This is a genomic window from Rhizobium sp. L43, assembly GCF_002531725.1.
In the GTDB taxonomy this organism is placed as follows: Bacteria; Pseudomonadota; Alphaproteobacteria; order Rhizobiales; family Rhizobiaceae; genus Rhizobium.
The window spans coordinates 75,131-87,113 of the sequence record NZ_NWSQ01000017.1; the positions used below are offsets into that span (position 1 = coordinate 75,131).

The 11,983-nt window shown below is 58.7% G+C and carries 9 protein-coding genes; 4 read left to right on the top strand and 5 right to left on the bottom strand.

Going from position 1 to position 11,983, the window contains the following annotated elements; translation table 11 throughout:
- Nucleotides 1-18: 18 nt before the first annotated feature.
- Nucleotides 19-771, bottom strand: a complete 753-nt coding sequence (locus CO667_RS22290) for a Crp/Fnr family transcriptional regulator (RefSeq protein WP_097620428.1) — start codon at nucleotides 769-771, stop codon at nucleotides 19-21.
- Between the two features lie 453 nt (nucleotides 772-1,224).
- Between CO667_RS22290 and CO667_RS22295 the strand changes: the two genes are divergently transcribed.
- Nucleotides 1,225-1,881, top strand: coding sequence for a sugar transferase (locus CO667_RS22295; protein ID WP_097620429.1), 657 nt, complete (start codon nucleotides 1,225-1,227; stop codon nucleotides 1,879-1,881).
- Between the two features lie 65 nt (nucleotides 1,882-1,946).
- Here CO667_RS22295 and CO667_RS22300 read toward each other — a convergent pair whose 3' ends face one another.
- The gene (locus CO667_RS22300; RefSeq protein ID WP_097620430.1) at nucleotides 1,947-2,246 is read right to left on the bottom strand and encodes a hypothetical protein; all 300 of its coding nucleotides are present in this window, start codon (nucleotides 2,244-2,246) and stop codon (nucleotides 1,947-1,949) included.
- A gap of 562 nt (nucleotides 2,247-2,808) precedes the next feature.
- The gene (locus CO667_RS22305) at nucleotides 2,809-3,918 is read right to left on the bottom strand and encodes an acyltransferase (RefSeq protein ID WP_097620515.1); all 1,110 of its coding nucleotides are present in this window, start codon (nucleotides 3,916-3,918) and stop codon (nucleotides 2,809-2,811) included.
- Nucleotides 3,919-4,173: 255 nt separating this feature from the next.
- Here CO667_RS22305 and CO667_RS22310 point away from each other — a divergent pair, with 255 nt between their 5' ends.
- The 3 genes from CO667_RS22310 (at nucleotide 4,174) to CO667_RS22320 (ending at nucleotide 10,679) form a co-directional block, all read left to right on the top strand.
- A complete protein-coding gene (locus CO667_RS22310) occupies nucleotides 4,174-6,492 on the top strand; it encodes a membrane-bound PQQ-dependent dehydrogenase, glucose/quinate/shikimate family (RefSeq protein WP_097620431.1) in 2,319 nt (772 codons plus the stop codon).
- 100 nt (nucleotides 6,493-6,592) lie between these two features.
- Entirely contained in the window at nucleotides 6,593-8,389 is a 1,797-nt protein-coding gene (locus tag CO667_RS22315; RefSeq protein ID WP_097620432.1) for an adenylate/guanylate cyclase domain-containing protein, read from the top strand.
- A 118-nt stretch (nucleotides 8,390-8,507) separates the two neighbouring features.
- Nucleotides 8,508-10,679 carry a tetratricopeptide repeat protein gene (locus CO667_RS22320; RefSeq protein WP_179874196.1) on the top strand — a complete coding sequence of 724 codons (2,172 nt, stop codon included), beginning with the start codon at nucleotides 8,508-8,510 and terminating at the stop codon, nucleotides 10,677-10,679.
- Between the two features lie 102 nt (nucleotides 10,680-10,781).
- On the opposite strand, the gene CO667_RS22325 is transcribed toward CO667_RS22320, so the two are convergent.
- Both CO667_RS22325 and CO667_RS22330 read right to left on the bottom strand, forming a co-directional pair.
- Nucleotides 10,782-11,288 (bottom strand): YHS domain-containing (seleno)protein, encoded by a 507-nt coding sequence (locus CO667_RS22325; RefSeq protein WP_097620434.1) that lies wholly within the window; start codon nucleotides 11,286-11,288, stop codon nucleotides 10,782-10,784.
- Nucleotides 11,289-11,301: 13 nt separating this feature from the next.
- Nucleotides 11,302-11,895, bottom strand: a complete 594-nt coding sequence (locus CO667_RS22330; RefSeq protein WP_097620436.1) for an ankyrin repeat domain-containing protein — start codon at nucleotides 11,893-11,895, stop codon at nucleotides 11,302-11,304.
- Between the last annotated feature and the right edge of the window lie 88 nt (nucleotides 11,896-11,983).

The following is an 11,983-nucleotide window of genomic DNA, read 5'->3' on the forward strand; positions in this document are numbered from 1 at the left end:
TATTTTGCGGAGCAAAACTCAGGCGAGGGACGTCTCACCCTCGGCATAGGCTTCAAGCGCTTTCCGATTGAGAATACGGATTTTGCCTTGCGTCCCGTCGACCACTTTGCTCTCGCGCAGGCGCCGCAGGCACTGGTTGACCTTTTCACGCGAGGCCGGCAGCGTCGCGGCCAGGTCATGTTGCGAGATGATCAGTTCATCGCCGTTGTTCTGCGCATCCGTTCGGTACAAGGCAGAAAGACGCAGTAACGTCCGTGCCAATCTCTGCCGCAAATTCGATCCGGCGTTGGAAATGATCCTCAGCTCGAGTTCGGAAACACGCGCCAGCGCCTTCGACAGGACCTTCACCTGGAATTGCGGATCGTTCGCACACAGGTCCCGCAGCAACCGGCCGTCGAAATAATGAAGTTCGCAGTCCGACGAGGCCCGATATTCCAGGCTGAGAGATTGCTTGCGCAGCACCTCCAATTCGCCGATCAAGCCGCCTTTCGGAATGATCTCCACGATAAACTCCCGTCCATCGGCAAGCGGGGTGCTTGCATTGATCATTCCGCGATGGACGCGGGCGAACATATCGATGAGGACACCAGCGCCGGCAATAACCTCACCGCGGCGAAATTTTCGAACACTCGTGCGGCAAAACGGAAACTCGTGATCCAAATCCGCCCGGCGGCCGTATTCATTATCTGCAGGTCCACAAGTAACCGCTTCGCCCGTTTGCGGAGCGCTTCCTCTAGTCCTGCCGCCTCGGATGTCAATCATCCCGTCCATTACGAGTAACTCCACGCAGACTAATTGGGTTTATTGCTGCCGGAAACATTCGTAGTGGGTTAAATTAGAAAGTCAAATAATAATAATATAAAAATTTCGTGTTAAAACTATACATAAATATGACAAACACTCATATTTGAATATCTTAAAATTGCTATTGAATTCTATTGGAATGAAATTTCAGAAGCTATGTGACACTTTTTATACAATTAACGGCAATTGCTTGCCGATAGAATAAATCAAGAAACATCGAGGATAAATGACAAACAAAAATAGATGTAATTAATATTTAAGATGTACCGTCCGTAAATAAATAACTGTTTTAAGTATTCACAAGACTTTCTTTGGGATATAAATAAATTATTCACGATTATGACCTCGGTCACAGACATCAAACTTGGATTAAAACAAGCTTTGGCTGTGATTTCTGGGATTTGTCTAACGGAGACGCGGATGGCGGGAAAAAATCAGCGCATCAACGTAACCCAACCTCGGCGGGACTTTGCCGGAGCCCGGCAGGACAGGCATCCTTTCAACTCGTCGCAATCCCATACGATCAGCAGAATTCTGAAGCGTGCGCTGGATATCCTCATTGCGGCAAGTCTCTTATTGCTTCTGTCGCCGCTCCTTTTATCGGTGGCCGTCATTGTCCCGTTAAGTGACGGGGGGGCTGTTTTCAATTCCCGTCGTCGGATCGGCTATAAGGGAAAAGAGTTTGATTGCCTCAAATTTCGGACAGTGAGATCCGCCGCCGCGGTGACCGGGCAGGTGACGGTGATCGGCGATATATTGGAGCGGTCAAGCCTTGAGAAGCTTCCGCAATTGATCAACGTGTTGCTTGGCCACATGAGCCTCGTCGGGCCCCAGGCGATTACCAAAGAAGAGCTACCGCGTTACGGTGAACATGCCGATGCCTATTTGTCCGTCCGTCCAGGCCTGACTGGTCACTGGCAGAGCAGCGGGTGCAAGGGCGTCAGCTATCAAAATAGAGTTTCCCTCGATGTCGACTATCTCGCGAAATGGACGCTCGCGCGGGATTTCGTCATCATCGCAAAAACAGTGTTCGCCCTGCTTTCCCGGCATGCCCTGCTGCCCAGGCAAGACCCATGACGTTCTGACACCAGGCATAGCGAGATAACCCTCGCCAAAGTTCTATCCAGGCGCCAGCCATTGCTTTACCCGTGAGGACGCTTGCCGGTCACATGCGGGCGCCGGGCGATGGAATTCCTCTTCCGGCGTTTTTGCATATGCGCCCACAATGAGAAGGCGAATAGCCCCGCCAGATAACATATTTCCATCAATGCCAGCAGTTCGAGGCAAGAAACGCTCGCCTCCGCGAAGGGAGAGCCGTTCAGCAGGATCACGACACCCCAGGCGGCGACCAGCAGAAATGCGAATGTTGCAAAGGCCCAGGCGCGAATTGTCGCTCCGGCGACGACGGAGACTGCAACCACGATGAGGGTGCTGTTCAGCATTAATCTGCTCCTCTCTTCACACCTCCTTCAAGCCGCCGTCAGCCCTGAAGGCATGACCAAACCTGAAGTCGAAACGAGGTCCGATTAAAGTATTTTATCGGTTACCGTTAAAATATTGCTAAGACCGCCCTAACAAGTCGAACGAACCCACGCTGTAGAATATTCGACTATTCATTCAGCAAGGGCGCTCTACGTCAAAAACCAAGAAATTCGCAGCTATCGCGGCCGGGAAGAGTTCGGCATTTGGGGGATTAATACAGCAACCAGTGATGCAAGCGCGGCATTCACCAGTCGAACTCAAATATTCGTTCTTTGCGGAAAAGATGAGGCTGCATATAGGTTTAGGATGAGCGCATATGCGCTCGCCACGCCCCAGACCGCGCTTGCCAGCCAAGCACGCGACCTCGACCGTGTCGGCAATTTGGCGGCTGCCTGCTCGAAATTCGGCATGACGACGGGGCCGGCTGTTCACCCGCGATGATCGCCACACATAAAAAGCAGGGTTCGCGGCGATGGCGAACCCTGCTGATCCTCAAGCTGTACTGGGCCCCGAACCGGAAGCCTATTTCGAAACCGCCCCGGCCAATTGTCGTTTCGTGCCGCGTTGGAGGCTGAGGTTTTCAAGCCAGGTGACTTGTTTTCGCAATTTCAGCGCCGGCTTTTCGATGAAGCTCCACGAGAAGGCAGCAAAGCAAGTGGCAACGATGCTGCAGACAATGCCATTCAACAGCCAGTTATGCGCCCACGGCCCGAGCGCCACGAACGCCTGTTGGATGGGATAGCCATAGAGGAAGACGCCGTAGGAGTAGTCGGCCCCCCTGAGAACGCTAAGCTTGCGGGGTGAGGTCAGACCGAGGAAGACCGTGGCATATCCCATGGCCGGAATGGCAATGAAGTCCCCGAAGGAGGTGAACCAGTAGGCCCACAGGATCACGGCCACCGACGCGAGGAAAAGTCTTACATCCCACAGCACCTTGTCTTTGTAGAGATAAAAGGTCACGCCCACGAGAAACGCACAAATAAGCAGATTGCCCGACGCGGTGGTGGGCATCGTCGCCCAATCACTTTCATGTTTCCAATACCTTGCGATACCGAAAGCGATGATCAAAGCCGGCGTTGCGATAAGGGCGATCACCCGCCGCCTGACCACGCCGAGCAGAAAGAGCACGGCGATCACGGCATAGCACTCAAGCTCGAAGGGCACCGTCCAGAGCTGCCCGTTGACCATCGCGGCATCAGGATTATCCAGGAATACCCCGGGAAGATTGAAGTGAATGTGCCCGGTGACGTTCAGCAGGTAGGTAAAGAACTGAGGATCGGTGAAGTAGTCACGCAGGTCATACTCCGTATAGATCGCTCCGAGTATAAAGGCTGCCAGCAATACCTCCACCGCAAGCGCGGGGTAGATCCGGATAAATCGGTTCCCGAGAAAGGAGATCAATGTCTTCGATCGTTCAAGACTGCCAGCCACCAGGAAGCCGCTCAGGACAAAGAACATGGGCAGCACTGACTTGATGACAGGACGGAAGGATGACTCCCAGAGAAAAAGGTCATCGCCGTAGGTGACGCGGGCCGTATGGATCCAAAGCACTGAAAAGGCTAACAGTAATCGCATGTAGTCGAATCCTGTCGGTCGCCCGTTTGCTAGATCAAGCTTTTCGCCGAGAAACATCTGTGCCCCTTTCAGAAGTATTGACGCAGTTTGGAATGGCGCTCTGTTGTCACAGAGCGGCTGCGACACCATTGCCGGATCGGCACCGCGTGTCAGTGACCACAGGTACATCAGGAAGAAATTGAACGAGAGAGCACGCCTCTCCCGAAGACGAGATAGCTGACCGTCAAGCCAATGGCCCTGTGCTTCCCGAGGCGCCATGCGACGGTCGGAATGGGATCCAGGCAATCGGGCAGCGGATTGGATGAGGAAACTATGAAATTTCTGGCCACCCTGTTCTATATTGTTCTCGCGCTTATCGGATCAGGGCTGATCGGCGGCGGCGCCTGGCTGCTCAGCCTCGGCGGCTCGCCCTACTACGCGATCGTCGGGCTTGCCTATCTGGTGGCCGCACTCCTGCTGTGGCGCCGGAAGACGTCTGGCAGCCTCATCGTCCTGGCTGTTGTCGTCCTCACCCTTCCCTGGGCGCTATGGGAGTCGGGTCTCAATTTTTGGGCACTTTTTGCACGTTTGATGTCCCCCGTCGCGCTGGCGGGCTTTGCACTTCTGTTCGCGCCGTCGCTTTCACCAACCGCCGACCGGAAGCTCTTCTATGGCGGCGCCTTGGTGAGTGCACTCGTCTTTGCCGCGGGTTTCGGTCTCAGCTTCGTACCGCATGGGATCATCCATCCCTCCGCCGACATCCCCGCCTACAAGATCGCCAAGGGCGACAACGCACCCTCCGACTGGACATCATATGGGCGCAGCACGGCAGGCGATCGCTATTCCCCATTCGACCAGATCGACCGGGGCAATGTTGCCAAGCTCGATCTCGCCTGGACATATCGCACCGGGAAAAGTGACGGCGCCGACCAGAACACGCCTCTGCAGATCGGCGATACGGTCTACACCTGCACACCGACAGATGTGATCGCAGCACTTGATGCGGATACCGGCAAACCCCGCTGGACTTTCGACCCCAAGGCATCAGCGCCCTATTGGCAGCGTTGCCGCGGCCTCGGTTATTACAAGCTGCCGCAGGAGGCCCAATCCGCCGATGGCCTTTGCAACGAACGCCTGGTGCAGACAACGATCGATGCCCGGCTCCTGGAGATCGACAGCAAGACCGGCGCGCCCTGCAAGGGCTTCGGCGACGATGGCACCGTGCTGCTTTCCCAGGGTATGGGTGAAGTCAAATCAGGCTATTATTTCCAGACGTCGGCGCCGCTGATCGCCCGCAATCTGATCGTCGTCGGAGGCTGGGTCATGGACAATCAGGAGGTTGGCGAACCCTCGGGCGTCATCCGCGCGTTCAATGTCGTCACCGGCGCGCTCGAATGGGCATGGGACCTCGGCAATCCCGAGATCACCAAACTTCCGCCAGAGGGCCAGACCTATACGCGGGCCACGCCCAATATGTGGACGACGGCCGCATTCGACGACAGGCTTGGCCTGATCTATGCACCGCTCGGCAATACCACCCCAGATTATTACGGCGTCAATCGCCCTGCTTTCGCCGACCAATACAATGCCACATTGGTAGCGCTCGATGTCACGACGGGACGGGAGAAATGGAAGTTCCAGACCGTGCATCACGACATCTGGGACTATGACCTCCCGGCTCAACCGGTGCTGGTCGACCTGACTGATGCCAATGGCGCCACCGTGCCTGCTCTGCTGCAGACCACCAAACGCGGGCAGCTTTTCCTGCTCAACCGTCAGACCGGCGCACCGCTTGCCGAGGTTCAGGAAAAGCCGGTGCCGCAGCACGGCGGCGCGCCGGAGGAGAAGCTGTCTCCGACACAGCCCTATTCCGTCGGCATGCCGACAGTCGGTGCGGAGCGCGTGACGGAACAGACGGCCTGGGGCCTGACGATGTTCGATCAGCTGGCCTGCCGCATCGCCTTTCGGAAGATGCGCTACGACGGCGATTTCACCCCGATCGGCACGCAATATGCAATCCAGCAGCCGGGAAATCTGGGTGGCCTCAACTGGGGCAGCGTATCGGTCGATTTGCCCAACAACCGCGTCTTCATGAATGATATTCGCGTGCCCAGCCTCTTCGCGCTCATTCCGCGCCAGGACTACGTCGATTTTGCCCTCACGACGACGGCACACGGCCCCTCCGCCCCGCAGCGTGGTACGCCTTACGGCATGGCGACTGAGATGTGGACCTCGAGACTGCGCGTACCCTGCACGCAACCGCCCTTCGGCACGATTACTGCCGTGGATCTGACCACCCGTAAGATCGCCTGGCAGGTCCCGGCCGGGACCGCCGAGGAGCTCGGGCCGTTCAAGATCAAAACCAAACTGCCGATGCCGATGGGCCTGCCGAGTTACGCCGGCACGTCGGCGACCGCCGGCGGCGTCGTCTTCTTCGCCGGCTTCCAGGACTATTATATCCGCGCCTATGATGCCGAGAACGGTACCGAGCTCTGGAAATATCCCCTGCCGGTCGGCGCGAGCGCGACGCCCATGACCTATGTCTCGCCGAAAACAGGCAAGCAATATGTCCTGATATCGGTTGGCGGCGCACCATATTCGCCCGACGCCGGCGACTACGTCTTTGCCTTCTCTCTGAAAAACGGGGATTAGCCTGGCCACCGGTCCGCTCCTCGGCCAAGACCATCGGATTTGGCGACGCTGCCGGTCACACTGTGCTATTTTGGTCCGACGAGTAACTGAGGTTACGGGCGTGACGCGAAAACTGGCGGCGATCCTGGTCGCGGATGTGGTCGGCTACAGCCGCCTCGCCGGTGCGGACGAGGATCGCATCCTGGCGCGGCTGAGAACATTGCGCAGCGACCTGGTCGATCCGACCATCGCCGTGCACAACGGCCGCGTCGTCAAGCGCACCGGAGACGGAAGCCTCATCGAGTTCCGCAGCGTCGTCGATGCCGTGCGCTGCGCGATCGAGGTGCAAACCGCCATGGTCGAGCGCAATATCGGCGTGTCTCCCGAGCATCGAATCGAGTTCCGGGTCGGGATCCATCTGGGTGATGTGGTCGAGGAGAATGACGGCGATCTGATGGGCGACGGCGTCAATATCGCCGCGCGGTTGGAGGCCGTCGCCAAGCCCGGCGCCATTTGTCTCTCCGAAGATGCCTACCGCCAGGTGAGAGCACGGCTTGATCTCGCCGTGACCGATCTCGGCCCAATCCAGCTCAAGAATATTGCTGAGCCGATGCAGGCCTATTTGCTTCAGGTCGGAACCGCCCCGCAGCCGGCCCCGGCACGGCAGCCGGGAGAGCCGCCCGCGGCGAAACCACCTCCGGCAGCGGCCGTTCCTGACAAGCCCTCGATCGCCGTCCTGGCGTTCAACAATATGAGCGGCGACGCCGAGCAGGAATATTTCTCCGACGGCATCAGCGAGGACATCATCACCGACCTCTCGAAGCTCTCCGAATTGCACGTGATCGCCCGCAACTCGTCCTTCGTCTACAAGAATGTGACAGCCTCCGTGCCTGAGATGGCCAAGGCGCTCGGCGTCCGCTATGTGCTGGAAGGCAGCGTGCGCAAGGCCGGCAACCGCGTGCGTGTCACCGCCCAACTGATCGACGCCAGCAATGGCGGACATATCTGGGCCAGCCGTTTCGATCGCGAGCTCACCGATATTTTTGCGGTTCAGGACGAACTGACCCAGGAGATCGTAACAGCCCTCAAGCTGAACCTCGCGCATGGCGACCAGGACCGCTTGGCAAAGGGGCGCCCAGTCGATGTCGGCGCTTACGAGTTGTTATTGCGTGGCCGTGAGCAGGCGTCGGCCCATACCCGAACCGGCAATAGAGCCGCCCGCAGCCTGGCGGCAGACGCTATCGCCATCGATCCGGACTATGCGGCAGCCCAGGCACTCATTTCCTTCACCCATGTGCTCGACTACGTCAACGCCTGGAGCACCGACCCGGAGGCCTCGCTGCAGATCGGGCTCAACCTCGCGCAGCAGACGGTGGAAATGGCCGAAGAACAGCCCAATAGCCACTTCGCACTGGGCATGGCTTGCATGTGGAACCGCGAACTGGATCGGGCGCGGGCGGAAGTGCTGCGGGGCCTCGCGCTGTCGCCCAACTCCGCCGCGCTCCTGATGCTGATGGCCCATATCCAGATATTCTCCGGCGATCCCGAAGGCGCCTTGGAAACACTCGATGCATCAATTCGGCTTGACCCGCACCATCCGGAAATTCTTTTCCAATTTCTCGCCGATGCGCGCTTTTCTCTCGGTGAATATGAGCAAGCGATCGTCGCGATCGAGCAGCGGCTCCAACAAAACGCCCAATCGGAAACCGCCTATGCCCTGCTTGCATCATGCTACGGTCACCTCGGCCGGTCGGAGGAGGGCCGACGGGCATGGGAGAAGGCGCTCCAGATCAACCCCGATTTCTCCGTCGAGCGCCGCCGCCGCATCCTTCCGTTCCGCAACCCCGAGGATTTTGACCGGCGCGTTGAGGGACTCCGCAAGACGGGCCTGGTGGTCCCGGATCTCGGCCAATGCTGAGGAAAACTGCGGCTCGGCCCATTTCCAACATGATGCCACTTCGGGCAACTGTAATGGCAACGGCACGGCACCTGCTGTAAGATAACGGTCAGGGATCGGACACCCGGAAAGAGCTGGCATGGAGCGCCGTCTTGCAGCAGTGCTGATTGCGGATGTCGTCGGTTACAGCCGTCTGAGCGAGATCGACGAAGAGGGAACGCGTATCCGCTTCCACACCGACCTCCACGAACTCTTCGAACCGAAGATCGCCACCCATCACGGCCGGCTGATCAAGACCATGGGCGACGGAATTCTGGTCGAGTTCCACAGTGTGGTGGATGCCTTGCGCTGCGCCGTCAAAATCCAGCAACAGAAGGCGGAACGCAATGCGGCCCTGCGGCCCGAGCAGCGGATGCTGTTCCGCATCGGCGTCAATCTCGGCGATGTCATCGTCGAAGGAGAAGACATTCACGGAGACGGCGTCAACATAGCCGCACGCCTGGAGAGCCTTGCCCAGCCCGGCGGCATTTGCATATCCGGCACCGCCTTCGATCATACGGTACACAAGGCTGATGTCGGCTTCTCCTCTCTCGGTGAGCAGCAACTGAAGAACATAGCCGATCCGGTTCGCGTCTATCGTGTTCTTTTAGACCCCGCTGAGGCAGGCAAGGTCGTCGTCTCCCATCGGCCCCGTCGCAGGGCGATCATCCTGGCGACGCTTGCAGCGCTGCTGATCGCGACCGCTGCGATTGTCTTCGCATGGCAGTGGCCGTTCGTGCTGCAACGTCCATCCGTCGCGGTGCTTCCTTTCACCAATCTGAGCAACGACCCGAGCCAGGATTATTTCACCGATGGCATGACCGACAGCCTCATTGCCGATCTGACCATGCTTTCGGACATTGACGTCATCGGCCATAACTCGGTGTTTGCCTATAAAGGCAAGCCTCTGGTTTTGGCCGACATCGGACGCGATCTCGGCGTCCGTTTTATCGTCGAGGGCAGCGTGCAACGGATAGGCGACCAAATCCGCGTTAATGCGCAACTGACCGATGCCGCCACAGGCGACCACCTGTGGGCCAACCGGTTTAACCGCGGCGCGGCGGATGTGATGGCCGTGCAGAACGAATTGAGCCGGCAGATCGCCGCAGCGCTCGGCCTGAAACTCACTCGATCCGAGGCGGAGCGGATTACCCGTCCGCCGACTGCAAATCTGGAAGCATACGACTACTACCTTCGGGCCGAGCAGGCGACGCGAACGGGCCGCCGTTCGCGGCTGCTGGAGGCACTGGCGCTGTTTGACAAAGCGGAAGCGCTCGACCCCGGTTTTGCAGAGGCCTTCGCGGCCGACGCGCACGCGACCGCCTATGTCTGGCGAAGCGCATATGACGACGTTCTCCAGAGCGCGCTGGCACGAAAAAGGGCCTACGAGAAGGCAAGCCGCGCGCTGGCGCTCGACCCGGTTCTTTCATCGCCATACGCCGTTCTTGCCGTCATGCAGGTGGTGGACCGCCGCTACGAGCAGGCGGTCACCTCGGCGCAGCAGGCAGTGTCGCTCGGGTCTACCGATGCCGAGGCGCATATGGCCCTGGCCTATGTTCAATTGTACTCAGGTAATCATGCCGAAGCCGCCGCGGCCGTCGAGACGGCGCTCAGGCACGATCCGAACCTCTCCGCCATCAACCGATACACAGCCGGCCTGGTCTTCTATTTGCAGCGCGACTACACGAAGGCCATCGACAATTTCCAACGTGCGCGAGACGGTTCGCCGGGAAATGGCGATTTCGTCACCCCACTCGCTATGGCCTATGTCCGCGCCGGTCGCCTCGACGACGCCCGTGCGACCGTCGCCGAGGGACTTCGCTTTCTGGCTGGGCGCGATTCCCTGGCGGGCTGGCGCATCAGCAACGCCCACTTCCGCAACGAGCAGGATTTGACCTCTATCATCGATGCTCTGCGCAAGGCCGGTCTGCCGGAATGGCCGTTCGGTTTCAAGGGCTACGAGCAGGACCGGCTGCAAGGCGACGAAATCGCAAGCGCTGTCATGGGTAATCTTCTGCGGGGCAAAACCGAGCCCTTAGGAAGCCCTGCACTCATGCAAATCGAACGCAACGGCAAGGCGGCATTCCGCTCGGCGACGCAGATGATCACCGGGACGGTTTTCGTCAATGACGACATGCTCTGCGAGCAGAGCGAGAATGCATTTGGACGAGCCGATTGCGGCCCGGTCTACAGACGTGCAAACGCGCCCGATGAAACCAGCTATGCCTATGTGAACTCCACCAAAGTCTTCTATTTCTCGCCCGTCAAATAGCCGCGTTCCACCTGCGTTAGAGCAATTCCAGGAAAAGTGCGAAGCGGTTTTCCCAGGCGAAGCGCGAAGCGCTTTTGCCGGGAATTGCGTGAAAACAAAGCTCTAGTGATATTGATCCCGCTCGAGATCGGCTACGACCTTCGGCCAGTTGCTGTCGGCTTTCGGCGCTGCTTCGGCCACATGAGCGGCAAACTCCTCTGCCGATCCCTTGTCGTAGACCAGGTAGAGTTTGCCATCGATGATCTTGAATGCTTCCGGATCGACATTGATCGTGACCGACCCGAGCGCCACCTCGCCCGCACAGTACCCACCATACTGGGGCGCATATTTGATCGGCTCGCTGATGAACATTTCGCGGTGTTTGGCATTGGCAAACAGCCACGGCGTCCCCAGCCATTCGTGAGAGAACTCCTTAGAGCCTTTCACCGCTTTGCCTTCGGTGAAATAGGCGACGGGGTCGTATCCCATGATTGCAACGCCGCCGAAGTACCCGGTATTGACGGAGTCGTCGGCGAAAGCGCGCGATCCGCCGATAGCGGATAAAGTCAGAAGGAACACCGCCATAGAGCGACCAATTCCTCGCCCACCGTTTCTGGTTCCTGAATACATCTGCGCCTCCTGTTCAATCGTGGATTTCGATGCACTTGGCGTAACCTTCCTCGCCGAGCCGGCTGGCCGGAGGGCACGACGCGCCATGCCGCTTGAACAGCCGCACGATGTCCATGTTGCCCTTCCAGACCGCACGCGTGATCGGCGTATAGCCGTGAACCTCCGCATGACCGACGTCAGCCCCCTCGGCGAGAAGAAACGCGGCGAGAGCGACGTGGTTTTCCTCGCCGGCCACCATCAGCGGCGTCACACCCGCCTTATTGGCCGCGTCGTCGAGCGTCGCGCCATGGTGGAGCAGCAGCTTGCTGATCTCCAAGCTGCCGGAAAAAGCCGCGGCATGAAGCGGCGTAAAGCCGCCCGAATTGCGAGCCATGACGTCGGCACCTTTGCCGATCAGCAATTCGACGATGGCCAATTGGTTTCCGAGCGCGGCGTTGATGAGAGGCGTTGCCTGGTCGCGTGTCCGGCTGTCGACATCGGCACCCCCAGCCAGCGCCTCTTCGACGGCGGCGGAGTTTCCGGTTGCAATGGCATCGAACAAGGGACTCCCCGCAGCGGCTATCGTCGCTGTGAAAATCAACGCCACCGATACAAGCAGCCCGCGCATGGCTCATGTCCCCCCGAAGAAGGTAGCCCAAGAAAATAGCACAAGCCGGGCGTTTTGGGTAGGCGCCAAGGACCGTAAGAGCTTGGCC